The organism is Okeania sp. SIO2B3 (assembly GCF_010672525.1).
In the GTDB taxonomy this organism is placed as follows: Bacteria; Cyanobacteriota; Cyanobacteriia; order Cyanobacteriales; family Microcoleaceae; genus Okeania.
In genome coordinates this window covers 57156-77931 of the sequence record NZ_JAAHGH010000002.1, presented here as the reverse complement: position 1 = coordinate 77931, position 20776 = coordinate 57156, and the positions used below count along the sequence as shown (strand labels likewise).

At 35.9% G+C, this 20776-nt stretch carries 20 protein-coding genes; 11 read left to right on the top strand and 9 right to left on the bottom strand.

Going from position 1 to position 20776, the window contains the following annotated elements; all coding sequences use genetic code 11:
• The first annotated feature begins 23 nt into the window (after positions 1 to 23).
• On the top strand, positions 24 to 761 hold the full coding sequence (phnL, locus tag F6K15_RS01535) for a phosphonate C-P lyase system protein PhnL (RefSeq protein ID WP_293056220.1): 738 nt from the start codon (positions 24 to 26) through the stop codon (positions 759 to 761).
• Between the two features lie 1370 nt (positions 762 to 2131).
• Here phnL and F6K15_RS01530 read toward each other — a convergent pair.
• The gene (locus F6K15_RS01530) at positions 2132 to 2425 is read right to left on the bottom strand and encodes a Dabb family protein (RefSeq protein ID WP_293056218.1); all 294 of its coding nucleotides are present in this window, start codon (positions 2423 to 2425) and stop codon (positions 2132 to 2134) included.
• A 294-nt stretch (positions 2426 to 2719) separates the two neighbouring features.
• Between F6K15_RS01530 and phnM the strand changes: the two genes are divergently transcribed.
• The 6 genes from phnM to grxD all read left to right on the top strand — a co-directional run bounded on the left by phnM (position 2720) and on the right by grxD (position 9193).
• Positions 2720 to 3856 carry a phosphonate metabolism protein PhnM gene (phnM, locus tag F6K15_RS01525; protein WP_293056215.1) on the top strand — a complete coding sequence of 379 codons (1137 nt, stop codon included), beginning with the start codon at positions 2720 to 2722 and terminating at the stop codon, positions 3854 to 3856.
• A 741-nt stretch (positions 3857 to 4597) separates the two neighbouring features.
• Positions 4598 to 5215, top strand: a complete 618-nt coding sequence (locus F6K15_RS01520; RefSeq protein ID WP_293056213.1) for a phosphonate degradation HD-domain oxygenase — start codon at positions 4598 to 4600, stop codon at positions 5213 to 5215.
• 932 nt (positions 5216 to 6147) lie between these two features.
• Positions 6148 to 6825: an HAD-IA family hydrolase gene (locus F6K15_RS01515; RefSeq protein WP_293056211.1), complete on the top strand. Its 678-nt coding sequence runs from the start codon at positions 6148 to 6150 to the stop codon at positions 6823 to 6825.
• A 633-nt stretch (positions 6826 to 7458) separates the two neighbouring features.
• On the top strand, positions 7459 to 8157 hold the full coding sequence (locus F6K15_RS01510) for a hypothetical protein (RefSeq protein WP_293056209.1): 699 nt from the start codon (positions 7459 to 7461) through the stop codon (positions 8155 to 8157).
• A 228-nt stretch (positions 8158 to 8385) separates the two neighbouring features.
• Positions 8386 to 8643 carry a BolA family protein gene (locus tag F6K15_RS01505; protein ID WP_293056207.1) on the top strand — a complete coding sequence of 86 codons (258 nt, stop codon included), beginning with the start codon at positions 8386 to 8388 and terminating at the stop codon, positions 8641 to 8643.
• A gap of 214 nt (positions 8644 to 8857) precedes the next feature.
• On the top strand, positions 8858 to 9193 hold the full coding sequence (gene grxD / locus F6K15_RS01500; protein ID WP_293057121.1) for a Grx4 family monothiol glutaredoxin: 336 nt from the start codon (positions 8858 to 8860) through the stop codon (positions 9191 to 9193).
• 91 nt (positions 9194 to 9284) lie between these two features.
• Here the strand turns inward: grxD and F6K15_RS01495 are convergent, their stop codons facing one another.
• A complete protein-coding gene (locus F6K15_RS01495; protein WP_124146783.1) occupies positions 9285 to 9539 on the bottom strand; it encodes a DUF6761 family protein in 255 nt (84 codons plus the stop codon).
• 394 nt (positions 9540 to 9933) lie between these two features.
• Between F6K15_RS01495 and F6K15_RS01490 the strand changes: the two genes are divergently transcribed.
• Both F6K15_RS01490 and F6K15_RS01485 read left to right on the top strand, forming a co-directional pair.
• Complete coding sequence (locus tag F6K15_RS01490) at positions 9934 to 10086, top strand: hypothetical protein (RefSeq protein WP_293056204.1); 153 nt, start codon at positions 9934 to 9936, stop codon at positions 10084 to 10086.
• Between the two features lie 262 nt (positions 10087 to 10348).
• On the top strand, positions 10349 to 11110 hold the full coding sequence (locus F6K15_RS01485) for a response regulator transcription factor (protein ID WP_293056201.1): 762 nt from the start codon (positions 10349 to 10351) through the stop codon (positions 11108 to 11110).
• 1 nt (position 11111) lies between these two features.
• On the opposite strand, the gene F6K15_RS01480 is transcribed toward F6K15_RS01485, so the two are convergent.
• The 4 genes from F6K15_RS01480 to F6K15_RS01465 form a co-directional block, all read right to left on the bottom strand.
• On the bottom strand, positions 11112 to 11867 hold the full coding sequence (locus F6K15_RS01480) for an ATP-binding cassette domain-containing protein (RefSeq protein ID WP_293056199.1): 756 nt from the start codon (positions 11865 to 11867) through the stop codon (positions 11112 to 11114).
• A 236-nt stretch (positions 11868 to 12103) separates the two neighbouring features.
• Entirely contained in the window at positions 12104 to 12328 is a 225-nt protein-coding gene (locus tag F6K15_RS01475) for a hypothetical protein (RefSeq protein WP_293056197.1), read from the bottom strand.
• Entirely contained in the window at positions 12288 to 12845 is a 558-nt protein-coding gene (locus F6K15_RS01470) for a hypothetical protein (RefSeq protein WP_293056195.1), read from the bottom strand. Before F6K15_RS01470 ends, F6K15_RS01475 begins: the two co-directional genes overlap by 41 nt.
• A gap of 409 nt (positions 12846 to 13254) precedes the next feature.
• Entirely contained in the window at positions 13255 to 13623 is a 369-nt protein-coding gene (locus F6K15_RS01465; protein ID WP_293056193.1) for a DUF1830 domain-containing protein, read from the bottom strand.
• Between the two features lie 456 nt (positions 13624 to 14079).
• Here F6K15_RS01465 and F6K15_RS01460 point away from each other — a divergent pair, with 456 nt between their 5' ends.
• Positions 14080 to 15654 carry a photosystem II high light acclimation radical SAM protein gene (locus F6K15_RS01460; protein ID WP_293056190.1) on the top strand — a complete coding sequence of 525 codons (1575 nt, stop codon included), beginning with the start codon at positions 14080 to 14082 and terminating at the stop codon, positions 15652 to 15654.
• Positions 15655 to 16252: 598 nt separating this feature from the next.
• On the opposite strand, the gene F6K15_RS01455 is transcribed toward F6K15_RS01460, so the two are convergent.
• The 3 genes from F6K15_RS01455 to F6K15_RS01445 all read right to left on the bottom strand — a co-directional run bounded on the left by F6K15_RS01455 (position 16253) and on the right by F6K15_RS01445 (position 19891).
• Positions 16253 to 16798, bottom strand: coding sequence for a CAP domain-containing protein (locus tag F6K15_RS01455; protein ID WP_293056188.1), 546 nt, complete (start codon positions 16796 to 16798; stop codon positions 16253 to 16255).
• A gap of 281 nt (positions 16799 to 17079) precedes the next feature.
• Complete coding sequence (trpB, locus tag F6K15_RS01450) at positions 17080 to 18309, bottom strand: tryptophan synthase subunit beta (protein WP_293057118.1); 1230 nt, start codon at positions 18307 to 18309, stop codon at positions 17080 to 17082.
• Positions 18310 to 18721: 412 nt separating this feature from the next.
• The gene (locus tag F6K15_RS01445) at positions 18722 to 19891 is read right to left on the bottom strand and encodes an RNA-guided endonuclease TnpB family protein (RefSeq protein ID WP_293056186.1); all 1170 of its coding nucleotides are present in this window, start codon (positions 19889 to 19891) and stop codon (positions 18722 to 18724) included.
• 408 nt (positions 19892 to 20299) lie between these two features.
• Between F6K15_RS01445 and F6K15_RS01440 the strand changes: the two genes are divergently transcribed.
• Positions 20300 to 20764 carry a hypothetical protein gene (locus tag F6K15_RS01440; RefSeq protein WP_293056184.1) on the top strand — a complete coding sequence of 155 codons (465 nt, stop codon included), beginning with the start codon at positions 20300 to 20302 and terminating at the stop codon, positions 20762 to 20764.
• Positions 20765 to 20776 lie beyond the last annotated feature (12 nt).

Here is a 20776-nt window from a genome sequence, read left to right as displayed (position 1 = left end):
ATAACTAATAATTGATAACTGAAATGACTACTCAACTACTAACAGCAAATAATCAGCCAGAAAATACTTTCCCAGAAAACTCTTTATTATTAAAAGCAGAAGCTGTAGAAAAAAACTTTACTTTACACAACCAAGGTGGAGTAAAATTATCGGTATTAAAAAATATTTCTCTCAGTTTAACACCAGGAGAATGTATTGCTTTATCCGGTAAGTCTGGTTCGGGAAAATCTACATTGATGCGTTGCCTTTACGGTAATTATCGAGTCGATAAAGGTTCGGTTTTAATCAAACATAAATCTACCTGGGTCGATATTCCTAAATTAGCACCTCATCAAATATTGGAAGTACGAAAAAATACCATTGGTTATGTCAGTCAATTTTTACGAGTAATTCCTCGTGTACCAGCTTTAGAAGTAGCAGCAGAACCTTTATTAGAATTAGGAATTGAGCCAAAATTAGCCTATCAAAAAGTTGAAGAATTATTTGAAATATTGAATTTACCAAAACGTCTTTGGCATCTTTCTCCTACTACTTTTTCTGGAGGTGAAAAACAACGAATTAATCTGGCTAGATGCCTAACAGTTGATTATCCAATTTTATTATTAGATGAACCAACATCAGCTCTAGATTCTGTCAATCGTCAAGTAGTAATTGAACTTTTAGAAAAACGCCTAGTTAATGGCTGTGGTTTAATCGGCATTTTCCATGATGAAGAAGTAAAACGAAGACTTTGTACCAGAGAAATTATGTTTGAAATTTAACTAATATATGTCTCCATAAAAGAGTAGGGAGGTTGCATACAACGTCGTACAAAGTAAGGATAAATAATTGATTATTTTATTTATGTACGATAATTGATTTTATTTTAATTTTTGAAGATGTCTAATGAAACGTAAGCATTTAGCCGTCAGCTATCAGCTATTGCTTTTGAGCTTTATTAAACCCTATATTCAGGTAAGCATTCAGCTATCAGCCATCAGCTTTTTTTATTACCTTTAAAGGAGGAAAAAGTAATTGAGAGATTTCCAATAATTAGTTGAAAATGTATTATGAAATTAAGCCGATGGTTGCTTTATTGATTAAAAAGCTGATAGCTGAATGCTTATGGCTGTTTGCGCAGCATTCCGCAGGAAATACTTACATATTAAGGGGTATTATTCAGCCAGAATTCAGTGATAATTAAATCTTACAAAAGCAGGTTATTTTGAGGTTAAAGTCTATATTCATTTAAACACTTCCTTCAGAGGAAAGTTTTATTGCGCTCGAACTAACAGTTAATAGCTGTTTGCGCAGCATTCCGCAGGAAATGCTTACAATGAAACTTAAACAATTTTCCAGACCAAATAGTGAATTTAAAACATTTTTCATTGAACAGTATCATTTTTTGACTATTGGGTAGTTTTTCTTAAAAACAACATCTAGAAAAAGAAAAAAATGAGAAGGTTGAAAGTTTTATATTTTATCGCAAAATAAAGTTAGAGTTTATGGAACATTAGGAACTATAGAATATCAATAATTAACCTTAATTAACCTTCTGCTTTTTGCCATATTTTTACCTAATAATTAAGGTTTGCGTATGGAAAGTCTTTTTGCTCTTTGTAGGAGACAGGAGACAACCCACCCCTAACCCCTCCCAGGAGGGAAATACAGGATAAATGGGAATGAGCGAGGAGGTAGGAGTTAAGAATTGTCTCTCAATTTTTCTGCCATAATTATCCCAAAATACTAGCTTTATGCAGCTCTTGCCACCGAAAAGCTGGTACTTTTTTTTACTCTAAAACGCTAAAACCAATATCAGTCAATACTTTTAGAATTAATCAGCAGAGCAATAATTATCAATTATCAATTATCAATTATTGAATTCTCTTCCCCCCAGGAATTAAGAGAGTTAAAGATAAGTATTCAGCCATTAGCAGTCAGTTTTCCTCCTCCGGAGGAACTACGTTAACAGGAATTAGTAGTTTGAGGATTTGAGTAATATTGAGTCGTGAGCAAGTAGCTTATTTATTTTATACTTTGAATTCTGTTAAATCTTTCAATATTGATTCCTCCTTCAAGGACAATTAAGTTAATAGCTGATGGCTGATAACTGACACCTGTTTGCGCAGCATTCCGTAGGAAATGCTTACAGTTAAACTTCATAATCAATAGTAATTTTATCTGCCAAAATTGGCTTAATCAAACTCTTGATAATTTCTTGATGATGGGCATTTTTCGCATAAGCATCAAGAGCAGTTTTATCCTTAAATTGCACTACTAAACCATTTTGAAAACCTTGAGAAAGCTCCGAGAAATTATTCCCACAAGATATATCAATTATTTCCGGTACTTTCCCTTTCATTCCTTTCAAAGCAGACATAACCGAGGCAATATTTTCTGCTGAAGTATCTGGATGCCACTTAAATAAAACTATATGTACTATCATATAAATCAATCTTTCAAAACTGCTCCTGTATTTTAACAGAAATTGAAGTTACTATGTAAGCATTCAGCCGTCAGCTATTGGCTATCAGCTATTAATTTTGGAGAAGGTAAAAGTAACCTTTGAAATTGAGAAAGAAGAAAAAGTTACTAGCAAAGTCCCCTTTCTCAACCTGAGAAGTAATTATTCATTACTCATTGCTGATAGCTGACTGCTAATAGCTGAATGCTTACGTTACTATAGAGAAACTAAAAATTCCAATTGGTTAATTTAAGATTAACTGTTGATTAAATAAATATGAACGAACAAATTTACACAAACTATCGCCTACAGTTACCAGACCAAGAAACTATTGGAACCCTCATAGTTCGTGATGGAAAAATAGCCGAAATTCAGCCAGGAATTGTTAATATTGGTCAAGATGGTCAAGGAGAATATTTAATGCCTGGACTAATAGAACTTCATACAGATAACCTAGAAAAATGTATGTCTCCTCGCCCTGCCGTAAAATGGCCTTTAGCAGCAGCAGTATCTTACCACGACCGAGACTTAATTAGCTCTGGAATTACAACAGTTTGCGACGCGATCGCCATTGGAGATATTAAACCTAATTCTGTCCGAGTTAAGCGTTTTAGTGAAATGATTGAAGCTATTTTTGATGGGCAAAAAACAGGTAGACTTCTGACAGATCATCGGCTACATTTACGCTGTGAAGTTTCATTTGAAGGTATATTTACTGCTGCGGAAAAATATGCAAATAATCCGTTTCTTTCTCTCATGTCTTTGATGGATCATACTCCTGGTCAAAGACAATTTGTGAGTGTGGAAAAATATAAAGAATATTACATGGGTAAGTATGGAATTAGCGAAGCAGAAATGAATAAATTTATTGTTCATCGTCAGGAAACTCAACAACAATATGCTCCTAAAAATCGTCAAGCATTAGTTGAATTAGCAAAACAAAACGAAATTTCTCTCGCTTCTCACGATGATGCAACAATAAGTCATGTGCAAGAAGCTTTAGAAAATGGAGCAGTTTTAGCAGAATTTCCAACTACTTTAGAAGCGGCAAAAGAAGCTCATAATTCTGGATTACAAGTATTGATGGGAGCGCCGAATTTAGTATTAGGAGGTTCTCATTCTGGAAATGTATCTGCAATGGAATTGGTAGAGCAAAATTTAGTAGATGTAATTTCTTCAGATTATGTACCTCGGAGTTTATTACAATCTATTTTTATTATTAGTCATAAAATTGGTAAACCTTTATATGAAGCTATGAAGTTAGTTACAATTAATCCAGCTAAAACTATTAATTTATCTCACGATAGAGGAAGTTTAGAAGTTGGCAAACGTGCCGATTTAATTACAGTGCATGATGATGGTATAGTCCCCCATTTAACTTCAGCGATTATTAATGGTCGTCGTGTTGCTTAAACTGTTTATTTTACAGAAGGGAGGATTTTTTTTAAGTCTTAATTTAAGGATATTTTGCCAAAATGAAATTTCAAATCAATCAAGTATTTTAGGCTGTAAAAAATTGTCGGCTAATTCCCCTTCACAAAATTTTAAAACTTAGTATGAAGGTTGCCCTAGTAAATTTTTACCGAAAAATCCTGGTCTAAAGCCTCCCCTTTTAAGGGGATAAAAAAATAGAATATTCCTGATCTCAAGCTTCCTTATTGCAGAGGTACTGATAACTGATAACTGATAACTGAAATGACCCTAGTAAAAAAATTTAGTTAATGGTTAAAACAGCCCTCATTTCACTGAAATAGATAACCTCAAAAAAACACCATAAAATAACGGTAAAATATTCATTTACTAGAATTATAAAGTAAACAGTAAATCTGTTTTAATTAACCCCTAAGAACTAATTATACCAATCGCCAAAAATAATGCTATACTTCATAAAAACTTTCAGTTATTAAGTAATAATAATAGTCCAGCAATGTTTGTAACGATTATCGGTATTAAACCAAAATATCTTATATCTTTTTACCGAACAATTAAGCTTTAAAGCCTCTCCTTTAAAGGAGAAACAAACGGTCGAGAGATGGCGAGGTTTCCTAACCATACCCAATAGACCAAGAGAAGAAAAAATGTTCCTTTGAGTCAATCCTCTTCTTTTCAAGGAGAGGTAATTATTAATTATTAATTATTAAACCTACTCTCAAAATGAAAATGAAACCTGATATAAAAACAATCATTTCAATTCTTTCCTCAAAAGGTCATATTCAATATAATCAAGAATCTATTAGTCAACTAGAACACGCTCTCCAATGTGCTACTTTAGCAGAAACAGCAAAAGCCAATAATGAACTAATTGTCGCTTGCTTATTTCACGACTTAGGACATCTAATTCACGACTTAGGAGAAGATGCTGCAAACAAAGGTATTAACGACCATCACGAATATCGTAGTATCAAATATTTAAAACATTTATTTGGAGAAGCTGTAATAGAACCAATTCGTCTTCATGTTGAAGCAAAACGTTATCTTTGCGCAACAAAACCTAACTATTTTTCAAGTTTATCACCAGCTTCTCAACAAAGTTTAGAATTACAAGGAGGAATATTTTCTTCTGATACTGCTGCTCAATTTATTCATCAACCCTATGCAAAAGATGCAGTAAAACTAAGAATTTGGGATGACCAAGCTAAAGTTGTTGGTTTTAAAACTCCAGATTTAAAACACTTTACTCAGATAATCCTTGAAGAAGGAAAAAGGAAGAAGGAAGAAGAAAGAAATAAAAAGGAAAAAGTGGATGGGGACTCAAACTCCAACCAATTGTAAACATCCTATAGCAATCCTATTTTACTTGTGTATAAAAATCTTACAACTTTTAGGCAACAGGCAAAAGGCAATAGGTAAGAGTTTCAGTTTTTTTATCTACTTTTTGATTTGTCACAACCTATTTAGGATTGCTATATAGATGGCGGTTTATTAAACAAAAAAAATATAAAACTATGATATTTTTGTAATATTAACAATTTATTACTAATGAATTTTTCTCTCAATTTTAAACATGAAAACCACCCTGGATATAAGTCAATAAATTTAGTTATTAACAGGTAGTAAATCGGAGAAATAAAATAATAGAATAGTTTTTCTGCTATATGATCTTAGATTGATTTTTCAAAATTACAAAATCAAGTGATTATCACAATTAATTATGACTGATTGAGAAGAAATCAACCACTTTTAATAATTAAGATAATTAGGGCTTGCTGATTAAATCTAAAAGTATTTACAGATAAAGGTTGTAGCCTTTTTTGGATCGAAAAAAGTGCCTGATTTTCAGCTATTCACGCTCAAAAAGGAGCGTATTTTAGGTGCATAGTTGGGCATAAAAATCATTCTTACAATTGTTACTCCTACCTCCTCGCTCATTCCTTTTTCTCCTGTCTTCCCCTCCCCTCCTGGGAGGGGCTAGGGGTGGGTTGGGAGGGGTTAGGGGTGGGTTGTCTCCTGTCTCCTACCCCTACCAAAAGACTTTATTCAGCAAGCCCTAATTAAAATAGAACTGCTCTTGATAAAGAGCGTACAATTAAAATATTATTATATACAACTTCTTAATGAATTTGGTATAAATTGTTTTAATATCTATCTTACTAAAAGGATAGATTTTATTTCTCCTGATTACTTACTACTAAAAATACCCTAAGTATCTATAGCGAAAACTCGTAAAAACGGTATAACAAATTAATTATAACTATAAAAAACCGATGAATAAATTCCCAAAAATCACTCATGTTATTTATGACTTAGACGGTTTACTACTAGATACAGAATCAATTCATGCTCAGGTAAATTCAGAAATTACCAGTCGTTATGGCAAAAAATTCGACAAACAAACTAAGTGTAAAATTACTGGTAGGAAATCAATTGATTCTGCCAAAGCAATTGTAGAATTATTAGAACTACCAGTCACTCCCGAAAATTATCTTCAACAAAGAAATACCCTCACATATCAACGCTTTCCTGAAGCAAAACCAATGCCAGGTGCAGTTCATCTTACCCAACATTTATATCAAAATAAAATACCTCAAGCTGTAGCTACCAGTTCTTCCAAAGAACCATTTAATTTAAAAACAAAAAATCATCAAGAATGGTTCCAAGTATTTAATCATATTGTTGTAGGAGATGACCCTAATCTTAAACATGGAAAACCAGCACCAGATATTTTCTTAATAGCTGCCAAAAAATTAGATGTTTCTCCCCAAAATTGTTTAGTATTTGAAGACTCTTTAGCAGGAATGGAAGCTGCCTTAGCAGCAGGAATGTCCGTAATAGTTGTACCCGATCCTGATATGGATAAAACCTTATTTTATTCCGCCCATCAAATTCTTAATTCCTTAACAGAATTTCAACCCAAATTATGGCAACTACCACCATTCTTTTGAAGAAGGAAGAAGGAAGAAGGAAGAAGGAAGAAGGCTTTAGTTATCTAGGAGAGAAGCAAGAAGGAAGAAGGAAGAAGGCTTTAGTTATCTAGGAGAGAAGCAAGAAGGAAGAAGGAAGAAGGCTTTAGTTATCTAGGAGAGAAGCAAGAAGGAAGAAGAAAAAAAGGCTTTAGTTATCTAGGAGAGAAGCAAGAAGGAAGAAGAAAAAAAGGCTTTAGTTATCTAGGAGAGAGGGAAGAAGGAAGAAGGGAAAAGTGGATAAAACCCAAAAAACTTGTAGACACTGTGTAGAAGTTGAGGTATTAAATCCATAAAGGAAAAGATAACAATATATTATCGTTACCTGCGGTGTCCACAATTGATTAGAGTTTAACTAACTATCAGCATTTTCCGTACCGGAATGCTCCGCAAACAGCATTTCCAGACCGAAACACTTTTTAATTCTCTATTTATAAGATAGAAAAATTAACCTAAAATCTAAAACATACAACCCTCTTCAAAACCATATATTTTTGAAAAATTCATAGTATATCTCAAAATTGACAATTTCACCGTTAAATATCGGGACTATAACGGCAGTCCTCTTTCAACATTTATGATAGTTTTTTATTTATACGAACCCACTAAATAATTATGATATTTACTCAACCTATTCCTTTAATTCGCTCCAAATTCGGCTTTACTCTCTCAATTATGGCAGCTTTCATTCTTTTACAACAACCACTAAATGCTCAATCTGAAAATTCCGCACAGCAAGAAATTCCAATTCAAGTTCCACCAGAAAACTCCACAGACCCAGAAAACCTTCCTTCTTCTCCAATTCCAATACAACCCACACAACCCGAAAATGTTCGTCCTTTAAATGAACAAAACAGTCTTCTCAGTCTTCAGGGAGGACAACGTTTAATGACCGAAGCTGATAATGCCATTGCCTCAGAGAATTATGATTTAGCTAGTCAAAAACTTCAAGAAGCTCGTCAAATATTTAATCAACTTTCTAATTTCTATAGTCAATTAGCTGCTAGTTTTTCTGGTATTGATAATCGTCTGGCAGATGACCAACGTACCAAAGCATTGGACACTGCTCAAATGAGAGACCAGGCCACTTATCAATTAGCTTTAGTCCACCGGGCGCAAAACCAACCTGAATTAGCAGTACCATTACTTGTTCAAATTATCAGTTCTCAGCAACCTACTCGGGATCTAGGAAAAAAAGCCTACCAACAATTACTAGAATTAGGATTTGTTGATATTCCCTATCCTAGATCCTCTGGAGAGGACCAACCTCCTAACTCATCCCAGTCTCGTGACATTCCCGGCGCTGACCTCTAATTCTATAAGTGTAGTTCAAAATCAACATACAAGCAATTTTACCACAAAAAAATAAGTCCGGTAATTGCTGATTTTACCGGGGTTGACCGGATCAAAGCAGCTTGGGAAAGTCCATGTATCCCGACTCTAAATCGTAGATTATGGAGCGGGACTTATCGCTCCCCCAAACCCTCTCGAATAGTTAATTTTAATTATGTAGAATAACAGTAACTTTACAGGGAAAGAACAATGAATCTAGAAGAAGTTGAATTAATGATTAAAGCTGAGTTGCCAGATGCTCAAGTACAAGTCCAAGATTTAACCGGAGGTGGTGACCACTTACAAGCGACTGTTGTTTCGTCTCAGTTTGAAGGAAAAACTCGAGTTAAACAACATCAAATGGTTTATGCTGCTGTACAAGAACCTATGGCTTCTGAAGCTATCCATGCTTTGGCTCTAAAAACTTATACTCCTCAAGAGTGGGAAGCTGCGGGACAAACTTCTTAATTTTTGCTTTTGAGTTACAAGGCAGACAGGATTATTTGGTTATATTAGCCATAATTGATTAACTCTGATAATTTGCCCCAATATATCAGGCAAGTTAATAGTATCTATAAATCAAAAAGCACTCGGCTATTTAGTTCAAAGATATCAGCCATAGGTTGGTATCAGCTAAATGCTGAATGCTTAGATGACCATCTACCTATTTGAGGAAATAGCCATGACTCTAACTCCAGAATTGAAAGCAAAAATTGATGACTTAGTTACTCAGAATAAAATTATGGTTTTTATGAAGGGTACTAAAATGATGCCTCAGTGTGGTTTCTCTAACAATGTTGTACAAATATTGAATATTTTAGGAGCTACCTATGAAACTTTTGATGTGTTAGGAGATCCAGAAATTCGTCAAGGAATTAAGGATTATTCTAACTGGCCAACAATTCCCCAGGTTTACATTAGTGGCGAATTTATCGGTGGCTCTGATGTGATAATTGAAATGTTCAATAACAATAAAGAACAACTAGAGCAAAAGGTAGCAGTTGCTTTAGCCTCTTAGAGAATCTGCATTTGTCAATCTAAAACTATTTAAAAAAAGAATGAAGGGCGTTATTCAATACCCTTCATTTTTACATTCCAACTACTGTAATTTAGTAATAATCTACTTCAGTTTCAGTTTGTAATGCTGGCATTTCAAAATTTGAAGGGTCGTATATGTAGCGAGTTGTTTCTTCCTCCAATCTATTAATTAAAAATGGTTCGATCGCTTTGGAGATTCTTAAAGATGCTAGGTAGCCATCTAAATATATACGCATCTCCTCATAGCGGTAACCACGGTTCCACATTTCGACGAGGGCGTCAGTGAGTTTTTGATAGTGGCGAATTGTTAGAGCGTCGGTTAACATGACCTTTTTATTCTCAGAATTAATGGTTATATTTTCAGTTAAAACCTAGTCTTTAGGTTAATGTAATTTTATTTTTAATGCAACTAAAGAGTGTTTGTTTTTAGATTAGTGTTAATTAACTATAAAGTTGGTATTACACATTACAGGAACACTTATAGTTGAACATTTTTTTGACTATTCTTTTTGCTGCTTTTATTTTAAAACAATTTCCTCAACCCTCTCAACTCTCTAGTAGACTGATAAATCTATTGATTACCAGTCCATCTTATTTCTACAATAGATTTATTGTACTTTCCGGTAATTTTCAAAAGAAATTCAAAAATCTTGAGTTGGAAGAAAGATAAAATATGTGATATAGTGAAATTTTGAATACACTACACCACTTTGATTTTGGTTGTGCAAAATATCAGGAATTAAGGAAAATTTTCCCTGGAACACAGTTGATATAGATTTAAATGGTCGGGGAGATGGGGAGATGGGGAGATGGGGAGATGGAAAAAAATCGAAATACATCATAATAAAAAATCCAATCAATTATCGGACATAAATTATCAATTCTTTCCCCCCTACTACCTACTGCCTACTCCCTATGCATGGAGGAGATGTCTATTAGACATAGGCGTGATAATAAAAAATCCAATCAATTATCGGACATAAACTATCAATTCTTTTCCCCTACTGCCTACTGCCTACTGCCTACTGCCTCTTTTGGAGAAAATATCTAAGCAGTGACCTATGTTACAAAACTCTTACTAGACTTTATGTTAGCTTAGTAGTAGCTAATTATAGGGAAAGTCAGTAGAAATTAAGTGGGAGCTGCTTGTATTCTAATTGTAGAAGGAAATCCGCGTTTGCGATCGCTGCTTGGTTGGCATTTGCAGCAAACAAACCACTCGGTACATCAGTCAGCGAATATTCATCATGCCAAAAAATTAATAAATAGTCATTGCCCAAATCTAGTAATTATGGAAGCTGACCTACCGGATGGAAATAGTCTAGAATTTTGTCAGTGGGTTCAGCAACAGCAACAGTCATTAATTTTTATGCTATCCTCACAAACAACTGAAGCAGATATCGTTGCAGGATTAAAATCTGGAGCAGATGACTATCTCACCAAACCCTTTGGTATGCAAGAATTTATGGCCAGAGTAGAAGCACTACTACGTCGTCAGAGGAGTATTAGTTGTAGTCCACCTATAAGTCTAGATTATGGTGACTTGATTATTGATTTAGTACATCGTAGAGTGAGCTTGAAAGGCAGTTTGATTGATTTAACTCCACAAGAATTTAGTCTCCTTTATGTCTTAGCTCAATCAGGGGGAATACCTCTAACTCGCTCAGAGTTACTACACAGAGCATGGCCAGACTCTATAGATAATCCTCGTACCATAGACACCCATGTACTATCTCTACGGAAAAAAATAGAAATTGACCCTCGCCAACCTAGTCTAATTCAAACAGTTAGGAATGTAGGTTATAGATTTAATCGAGAAATCTTAACTATGAATAAATGGGAACAGAATTATCAGAACTACAGACAACCTCAAAAAGTTGCACCTGCCTCATATTAAACTAGCTCCATTCTTCAGCTTCTTGTATTTGTCTTTGTGCCTGAATAATACTATGGCGTAAATTAACCCAATCAACTTTACTACTAGGAGAGTCTTCAATTAATTCTCCTTGCTCTAAATGTAATAATTGTGTACAAAACTGTTGAGCTAAATCTATTTGATGGTTAACCATAATAACCGTTACCCCACTCTGTGTTAATGTTTTCAAGACTTCTATAACTCGATCTGCTGTACCAACATCTAGAGATGAGGTCGGTTCATCCAATAATAGAATTTTAGGTTGAATTACAACACCACGAGCGATCGCTACTAACTGTTTTTGCCCCACTGAAAGTTGTAATTCTGACCTGGATAACCAATTTTCAGGAATGTGCAACTGCTCTATCCAATATTTGCATCTTTGCTGAATTTCAGGTGGCCTTATTCCTCTGAGTTTTAAAGGATAAGCGATCGCTTCTGCTACAGACATTCCTAAAAGTTTTGACTCCTGTAATACCATTGTCACTTGTTGTCGTAGTTGAGTAACAGGAATCTTGCTATAGTCCTGGTTATCTAAATATATAGAACCAGAAGTGGGGGAATTTAGTCGATTTAATAATCGCAGTAGAGATGTTTTACCTGCTCCAGAAGTACCTACCATCGCCACCCTAGCACCTTTTTCTACAGCAAGAGAAATATCTTTCAGTAAATACTGAGAGCTAACTGGAGCGGTCAAACTTACTCGGTCTAAATATAGTTGACTCTGCTGCTGTCCCATTTTTGATCTTTATTCTTTATGAGTTTAATACCCCACACTGATCGGGTGATGGGGTGTTAACGAAGTCATAATTCAGAAGTCAGAAGCGGTGCGACCCCGCGTCGGCGACAGACGCAAGGGAACGCGCACCAAGAGAGTCAGAAGTTATTTTTGTCACGGGGTTTTGAGCAACTCTCCAAAAATATTTCGCCTTAAAAGGCGGGGGTTGCACGACCCAATTATTTTGATAAAGATACCTAGAAACAAAAATTCCGTTCTTCGTTAATTAGCCTTCTTCCTTCTTCTATGTAGAATACTATCTCCATAGACTTTTTTAGTCCTTCGCTTCTTACCTCTGCCTTCTGCCTTCTGTCTTCTGCCTTCTGCCTTCTTGCTTCTGCCTTCTTGCTTCTTCCGTCTTCCTTCTTCCTTCTTCCTTCTTCAAGAGGAAATAGCGATCGCGTTAGAAATAGTCCAAGCATCTACTAATAGTAACAATATCGTACAACCGAATAAAATCAAATACATCCAAGGCTGTGATAAGGGACATACATCAGTTGTATCTATACCTGTCTTGGCCTCAACTATTCTAACCAACTTGGCAAAACCCACTATTCGCATGGGCAACAAATAACCCTTTTCAGAATTACTGACAAAGTAATATACTAGACCGCCCTGACCTGTAGTCCGAGGTTTGAGAGCTTTTATTTCTGTCCAAGGCAAATACCAACCTTTGCGAAACAGGTCTGGCACCCAGACTGGATAAGATACCTTAATTCCCTCATCATCAATAATTACTCGTTCTGTTAAAGCTGCATATAATGCTACTGCTCCTAGCGCTAGTCCCACTCCTAAAATCATAGGAGGTAGCGGCGAATTTGTGGCTTGAGAGAGAAAAGGTAGAGGTATAGTCAATGCCACATACAAACTTAAAAGAGTTATTTTAATCAGAGGAGAAATTCTAAATATAAAAGTTTCTGAATCTTGATTTTGAGACATTTGTTATTACTAAATCTTACTAAATATATTTAGTTTAAAAGGTTGATTATTTGTCCATTAAAAACTTTAGAGGAAACAGGTATAAACCCATTCCCTCTTTAACATCCCCATTGAATACAAGAACACAAAATTCCTGCATTGTTTAGGAGTATTAATTATCTAGGATGTCAACTTTTTTATGATGGAATAATTATCACTCAGTTGGTATATCCTCGACACTATTGACATACTCCCGACGTTGCGCTTGAGCGACAACGCGAGATTCTTCAACTCGCACGCGGAGTTGCAGTTTATACAGAGGTGATGTCCTCCCCCTGTCTCCCTCAGTATACCATGTTCTGGCTCTCCCATACGGCGCTGTAATCAATAGATAAAGCGCGGGACTTCCCGCCAGGAAAGTTAAATTCAATTAATCTACTGCACTCAAAACTGCTGCTGGTTTTGAAGGGGTTTTCCGTCTTTGAGGTAAAGTAAATAACTTTGCTGTAGTATTTTCAGTCTGAGATATAGAAGAATAAGGACCTTCATTTATTTGGAGGCGATCGCATGGTACTGTATCAGATAATATAGAACTTGCCATCATACCTGTATGAATTTCCATAGAAGCGCCCATAACAGATTCAAAAACTAAACGCTGTCCTGGAAATACAACCCTCTCAAAATACCAATTTGGTATATTACTAATTCTCGCAATTTGGATTTGACTTGTTGCATTAACGTAGCAGCAAAGAATTTGATTTGAACTGTTAGATGGTAAGGGATCAAGAATTTGTGTCATAGTCTATTGAAAAGTTTTTACTTTAAACAAGTTTTAGTTATATCTACAAGTTAACATCAACCGATCCCAATCAGTTGTAATCTTGAATACTGACTAACAATATTAGCATCACATGGCCCATATAAATCTGAATAAAATCTTAAGATTATTCCAAATTTTCAGCTTTTTGTTTGATTGAAGCTTCTTATACATGGGAATGAATGTAGCTCTGTATAGTCGGGTATCGGTTTTAGGGAAATTAGGTGATGATTTGCACCCTTGAATTTTTGTATTAAAACTTACATTATTATAAATTTCATACTTAAAATCAGCAACACCTATATTTTACGATTATTAAGATTGTGTATCAAAATTTTAAGAAAATAAATACTAAAATTAAATAAGTCCACCATCTTTGTGATCTTTCTTCAAAAAAATACTTACAAAAAGTTATATATGTGATAATAGAAATTGATTATGGAAAATAAAGTTCTTTACGTTCGTCTTCCTTGTAATCCCATTTTTCCCATCGGAGTTGTTTATCTAGCAGATCATGTCCACAAGTACTTACCAGAAGTAGAACAACGAATATTTGACCTTGGGACAGTACCTCCTTTGGACTATAAAACAGCTCTAAATAATTGTATTGATGAATTTAAGCCAAATCTATTAGTCTTTTCCTGGCGAGATATTCAGATATATGCACCTGTAGGAGGTCGTGGAGGAAACCCTCTGCAAAATGCTTTCGAGTTTTACTATGCGAAAAACCCTCTGATTAAATTTAGAGGTGCAATAGGAGGTTTGCGGTTAGCTGTTTCCTATTATACAGAACTCTGGCGCAATATAGGATTAATAAAACAGGGTCTCAAGAGGGCGAGAAATTATCGACCTGAAACTCGTGCAGTAGTCGGTGGTGGAGCGGTAAGTGTATTTTACGAACAATTGGGTCGTAGTCTACCCACTGGTACTATTGTATCTGTGGGAGAAGGAGAGGTATTGTTAGAAAGACTGCTTCGAGAAGAAGATTTTAACGATCAACGATGTTATGTAGTAGGAGAAACATCACCACGCGATCGCTTAATTCACGAAAAACCTGCTCCTGTTGAAAAAACTGCCTGTAACTACGACTATATTAATAGTATCTGGCCAGAATTTGTATACTACTTACAAGACCAAGACTTCTATATAGGGGTACAAACTAAACGTGGTTGTCCTCATAACTGTTGTTACTGTGTTTATACAGTTATTGAAGGTAAACAAGTCCGGATCAACCCTGCGGATGAAGTAGTTGCAGAAATGAAGCAACTATACGAGCGCGGTATTCGTAATTTCTGGTTTACTGATGCTCAGTTTATTCCTGCTCGTAAGTTTATGGATGATGCAGTTGAATTATTGCAAAAAATCCTTGATGCAGGTATGGATGATATTCACTGGGCGGCATATATTCGTGCTGATAATTTAACTCCCGAGTTGTGCGACCTCATGGCAAAGACAGGGATGAATTATTTTGAAATTGGCATTACCAGTGGTTCCCAGGAACTCGTCCGCAAAATGCGAATGGGTTATAACTTGCGGGTAGTATTGGAAAATTGTCGAGATTTAAAAGCTGCTGGTTTTAATGATTTAGTTTCGGTTAATTACTCATTTAATGTAATAGATGAAACCTACGAAACGATTCGACAAACTATTGCTTATCATCGAGAATTAGAGAAAATTTTTGGAGCAGAAAAAGTTGAACCTGCTATCTTTTTTATTGGGTTACAACCTCACACTCATTTAGAAGATTATGCCCTGAAAAATGAAGTTCTCAAACCAGGATATGACCCCATGAGTTTAATGCCTTGGACTGCGAGAAAGTTATTATGGAACCCAGAACCTTTAGGTGCATTTTTCGGAGAAGTTTGTTTAGAAGCTTGGCAAAGAAATTCTAATGATTTTGGTCGTGAAGTAATGAATATTTTAGAAGAAAAATTAGGTCGTGCTGAACTGGAAGAAGCTTTAAGTGCGCCTCTGGTATCTTCTGAGAAAAAACAGTTAGTAAAAGCAAGTTGATGTTAATCGAGGTGCGTTATTAGCGCACCTTTTCGTATTAATAAATTTCATCTAAACCTGTAACCATAATTTCACCAATAATGTAATATTCATTATTTATACTGAGCCTTTAAGTATTCACTTATTTAGATACTTGATACTCTAATTTTTAGCTGGAAAAATTATGGTTAAGCAGATAAATTAGCTGTTCTAAATCCTTACTTTATAGTGTTTTGAAAGTTGAATAGCTGCTTCTTCTGGGTTATCATCCTAAGATTAATAATGTCAGGATTTACGCAGAGAATCTACATACAGAGAGGGCGTTTTGCTGTCGTATAACTCCGTTAACGCTCCGCGACATGTAAAGCGGAGCTTGGCGTTAGCCAATGCCATTCGCCCCTACATACAGCGTTTTAAAAGTTGATTTGTGTAAGTCCTATGACTATTACTATCTTGATAACTTTCACCTATTAACTGCCGATAAATTTCCTAAGCTTCAGTTTCCTTTAAAAGATTGTCAATTTTTGTCAGCTCGAAATAGCAATAAAAATTATGCTCATAATAGTCTAATTACTAATCAAATAATCTGAATTATTTCAACTTAATAGTCAAACGTTTGCTATCTAGTTTTAATAAAAATTTGATTAAAGAAATATGTTCCTTCAGAATTTTGAGCAATACCAATACCACTTAAATTATAGTCACCTACCATATTCTTATGATGACCAGGACTCTTGATCCAACCTTCCACAGCTTTTTCTCCAGGATTACTATAACCCATATTATTAGCTATGTTTTCAGCAGCACTTTTGTAAGGAATTTGTTGACTAATTACTTTTACTCTTTCCTTAAAACCATCATGGCTAAAAGTTGTTTGTCCATTAGCCATTTGTTCAGCATGAATTCTAGATTGTTGAGCAATAGTGCTATTCCAGTAGAGAACTGGTAAATTTTTAGATTGTCGATATTGATTTATTTGGGCAAATACAGATTTTTCTAACTCATTAATATTTAATGGAACTGCTGCATTTGCTCTATAGACAGGAGTTTGTCTAGAATTTTGAATTTCTGGCATTTCTGGCAAATTTTTAATGACTTGTTGATAATTACAACTACTCAACAATATTGCCAGACTCCAGAAAATTTGTTTTAAATATTTATTCATTAGCTTATAGTCAAATGTATTCTCTAATTTTATAGCTGATGCCTACATTTATATACACCAGATATATCTGGAATTACATAAGCTTTTTCTGAAATTATTGTAGAGAAATTCGGATATCTGAAAAGTTTTTTGATACTGAATTTTGCCCCCTAGCCCCCCAACTTTGGGGGATTTAGGGGGCTTGGATTTAGCAAATGGGACTTCTCAGACAACCTCTAAGGCAAAATATTTTTGGAGGCTTGCTCAAATCTTACAAAAATAACTTCTGACTTCTGACTTCGTTATCCCTCCAAAAACTTCGCCACTGTCTGCACATCCTTATCCCCACGTCCAGAACAGTTGAACACAATACGGGGACTACCGCTTAACTGCGGACAAAGAGTTTCCAAATAAGCGATCGCATGAGCAGTTTCCAGTGCTGGAATAATACCCTCCAACTGAGACAAACGTTGAAAAGCAGCTACTGCCTCATTATCAGTCACACTATAATATTCAGCTCTACCGCTATCCTTCAAAAAACTATGTTCGGGTCCAACACCAGGATAATCTAAACCTGCGCTAATAGAATGGGGTTCAATTATCTGACCTTCCTGATCCTGTAACAAATAACTCATAGCTCCATGCAACACACCAACACGACCAAGAGTCAGAGTAGCAGCGTGTTTATTAGTCTCAACTCCCTCACCACCAGCTTCTACACCGATCATTCGGACTGACGACTCATTCATAAACTCATGGAATAAACCCATTGCATTAGAACCACCACCAACGCAAGCAATCAAAATGTCAGGCAAACCGCCCCACTTTTCCAAACATTGAGTGCGGGTTTCTTGACCGATAACAGCATGAAAGTCTCGTACCATCATCGGGTATGGGTGAGGTCCTGCAACGGAACCAAGAATATAGTGGGTAGTCTCCACGTTTGTCACCCAATCTCGAATAGCTTCTGATGTTGCATCTTTCAGAGTGCCGGTGCCAGCTTCCACTGGTCGTACCTCTGCTCCCATTAGTCGCATTCTGAATACATTGAGAGATTGACGTTCCATATCGTGAACGCCCATATAGATGATACATTCCAGTCCGAACCGAGCGCAAACTGTGGCAGTGGCAACACCATGTTGACCAGCACCTGTTTCGGCAATGACACGTTTTTTACCCATTTTCAGAGCTAATAGAGCTTGAGCTAGAGCATTGTTAATTTTGTGCGCACCAGTATGGTTGAGGTCTTCCCGTTTGAGGTAAATTTGTGGACCAGTGCCATCAGGTCTGGCATAATGAGTTGTGAGACGTTCGGCAAAATAAAGAGGACTAGGACGACCTACATAGTCTCGCAGAAGTTGTTGGAGTTCTTTCTGAAAAGCGGGTTCTTGACTGTATTTTTTGTAGGCCGCTTCTAGTTCAAATAGGGCTGGCATTAATGTTTCAGGGACATATTTACCGCCAAACTGGCCAAATCTGCCAAGGGTATCTGGTTGTTGAGTTGAAGTAGGGTTTAGAGGTGTAGTAGTCACTAATTTTTTCTCAAAATATAGAATATTTTTCATTATAGATAGGCTTTTCGGTAAATTTTTAATATTGCAAAAGAGGGAGTAGGGGAGTAGGGGAGATAGGGAGATAAAAACACCTAGAAACAAAAATCTATTACACAGTTTTAGGTGTGCCACTCCAGTAGGGAGTAGAAAAATGCTTTTGGGTTGCCCGTACTAACTGTAGTCTATCTATATCAAAAGCGCTATAAGATTGGGGGTTAAAAGTTTGGTAACATTATGAAAAGCTTTAATAAAAAATCCCCCTTCTAATTTTCTATTTTTGTATAGCTATAGTAGTCTTATTTGAGTTGTATAAAAATATCCGTTGACATCCTCCCCGGCCTAAAGGCGCGGGGATTCCTACCGAGCCTTAGCTCTTCGGTGGGTTGACGTCTCACAGGCTGCTGCTACCGTAGGCGGTAGTCTTACACTTGCCTCCACGTCCGTTTTTTGTCTCGGACTGCCCGCCCGCGACTAATATGTTTATCGCTGCATTCTCGTCTCTATCATGTTTTGCACCACAGTTGAGACACTCCCATTCTCGCACCTGAAGGTCTAGCTTCCCACCTTTAAAGCCACAATTTGAGCAAACTTGAGTTGTAGGTTCCCAACGGCTAATTACTCTAAAATCACGACCGTATTTCTCAGCTTTTCCTTCTAAGAAGGTTCTAAATTGTCGCCAACCTAAATCGGATATAGCTCTGGATAATTTGCGGTTTTTTACCATACCAGATACATTCAAATCTTCTAAAACAACTGTTTGGTTTTCACGAATTATTTTAGTAGATAATTTATGTAGAAAATCAGTCCTAGTATCTTTCAGTTTTCCATGGAACTTAGCCACTCTAAACCGTGCTTTTTCATACCTTTTAGATCCTTTATTTTTATGAGATAATGACTTGCTTAACTTTCTTAACTTCTTAATTCGTTTTTTGAGTGGCTTAGGAGCATCAACCTTTGTACCATCGCTAAATGTAGCAAAAGTTTTAATACCTAAATCTATACCTACTGAATTATCAGTTTTAGGTAAGACTTCTGGTTGTATTTCTACTACAAAACTCAAGAAATATCTATGAGCTGAATCTTTGATTACTGTTACTGATGATGGAGCAGTAGGTAATTCTCTTGACCATACAATTTTCAGCTTCCCAATTTTGGCTAAATAGACTTTATGTTGACCAACTTTAAACCCTCCCTTTGTAAACCTAGCAGTTTGCTTTGACTTTCTACTTTTAAATTTAGGAGGTTTAATAGGTCTACCTTTTCTCTGACCTTTAGTTGATTTGAAAAAATTTTGATAAGCCTGATTTAAATCATTTAAAGATTGCTGCAATGGTATAGCAGAAACTTCTGATAACCATTCTCTGTCTTCAGTGTTTTTCGATTGAGTGATAAACTGTTTTTGTAGCTCGGAGTTAGTGGGTTTTTTCTCTCCTAATTGATACTTTTCTTGACAACAAGCTAGACTATCATTCCAAACCACACGAACACAACCAAATAGCTTGGCTAATCGGTATTTTTGTCCCGGTGTTGGATATATGCGATACTTAAATCTAGCTTTCATAATTCCTATTTAAACTATATAGTATGATAACATATTTATAGAAATAAAATCAACTAAAAAGTCGCCCTAGAAGGGCGAGGCTTTAGACCCAAATTTTCGGTAAAAAGGGAATTGGGAGGAGGGAAAAGGCTTACGGGGTGACAAGCGCCTCAAAAGTATTGTGGAGTAAGGGCTTAAAAGATATGACTCCCTTGAAAAATATGCAATTGTGAGTTGTGGGTCATGGCTGGGGAATATTTAGTTGATATGATCTTGGTTATAGTAATAATGTGTATAAATTTGCACAAAAAATTATTCTGCTATTTTAAATGTGACAAAAAATTCACAATCACTCCGTGAGTTCATTTAGAAATGCTATATTGATTTTAAAGTACAAATCACTAAGGTTAAAAGTTAATCAATTTGACTATGGCCAAACAAAGTGTTGAATCACAGCCAAAACTAACTCAAATCAATCTCGAAACGCTTAATGCCTTTCTGAAAGAGAACGAAGAGATAGACTTGCGCACAGCAGATTTGTTGCACGCCTCAAATATCGAAAAATATAAATGGCCTAATCTCACAAAAGATGAGAAAGAGAAGTTAATTAAGCAACTGAAAGCTTACCAACGGATGCTGCGGGTTGTTCCACCTGGTCGAGACGATCTAGCCACAGCTCTGTTGAAAAACGGTATTCAATCCTCCTTGCAGATTGCTAGCACACCGAAAAAAGTTTTTATCCAAAAAAACCTTGAACTCTTTAATAATGAAAGGACATTAGCTGAACAGGTCTACCTCCGGGCTCTTGCCCTGCGTAAAGCTGTTACGCTGCAATATATGGCTCGCGTGCAGCAGTTAGAGCCACATACCCGCGCCGCTGGTCTTCAGCGTTAATATAAAATCCGG

Coding starts and splice junctions, on each gene's coding strand:
- F6K15_RS01465 (WP_293056193.1), bottom strand. CDS start 13,623: ATGACACAAATTCTTGATCCCTTACCATCTAACAGTTCAAATCAAATT.
- F6K15_RS01515 (WP_293056211.1), top strand. CDS start 6,148: ATGAATAAATTCCCAAAAATCACTCATGTTATTTATGACTTAGACGGT.
- F6K15_RS01495 (WP_124146783.1), bottom strand. CDS start 9,539: ATGTTAACCGACGCTCTAACAATTCGCCACTATCAAAAACTCACTGAC.
- F6K15_RS01455 (WP_293056188.1), bottom strand. CDS start 16,798: ATGAATAAATATTTAAAACAAATTTTCTGGAGTCTGGCAATATTGTTG.
- F6K15_RS01520 (WP_293056213.1), top strand. CDS start 4,598: ATGAAAATGAAACCTGATATAAAAACAATCATTTCAATTCTTTCCTCA.
- F6K15_RS01530 (WP_293056218.1), bottom strand. CDS start 2,425: ATGATAGTACATATAGTTTTATTTAAGTGGCATCCAGATACTTCAGCA.
- F6K15_RS01480 (WP_293056199.1), bottom strand. CDS start 11,867: ATGGGACAGCAGCAGAGTCAACTATATTTAGACCGAGTAAGTTTGACC.
- F6K15_RS01470 (WP_293056195.1), bottom strand. CDS start 12,845: ATGTCTCAAAATCAAGATTCAGAAACTTTTATATTTAGAATTTCTCCT.
- F6K15_RS01460 (WP_293056190.1), top strand. CDS start 14,080: ATGGAAAATAAAGTTCTTTACGTTCGTCTTCCTTGTAATCCCATTTTT.
- F6K15_RS01445 (WP_293056186.1), bottom strand. CDS start 19,891: ATGAAAGCTAGATTTAAGTATCGCATATATCCAACACCGGGACAAAAA.
- F6K15_RS01505 (WP_293056207.1), top strand. CDS start 8,386: ATGAATCTAGAAGAAGTTGAATTAATGATTAAAGCTGAGTTGCCAGAT.
- F6K15_RS01440 (WP_293056184.1), top strand. CDS start 20,300: ATGGCCAAACAAAGTGTTGAATCACAGCCAAAACTAACTCAAATCAAT.
- phnL (WP_293056220.1), top strand. CDS start 24: ATGACTACTCAACTACTAACAGCAAATAATCAGCCAGAAAATACTTTC.
- F6K15_RS01510 (WP_293056209.1), top strand. CDS start 7,459: ATGATATTTACTCAACCTATTCCTTTAATTCGCTCCAAATTCGGCTTT.
- grxD (WP_293057121.1), top strand. CDS start 8,858: ATGACTCTAACTCCAGAATTGAAAGCAAAAATTGATGACTTAGTTACT.
- F6K15_RS01475 (WP_293056197.1), bottom strand. CDS start 12,328: ATGCTTGGACTATTTCTAACGCGATCGCTATTTCCTCTTGAAGAAGGA.
- phnM (WP_293056215.1), top strand. CDS start 2,720: ATGAACGAACAAATTTACACAAACTATCGCCTACAGTTACCAGACCAA.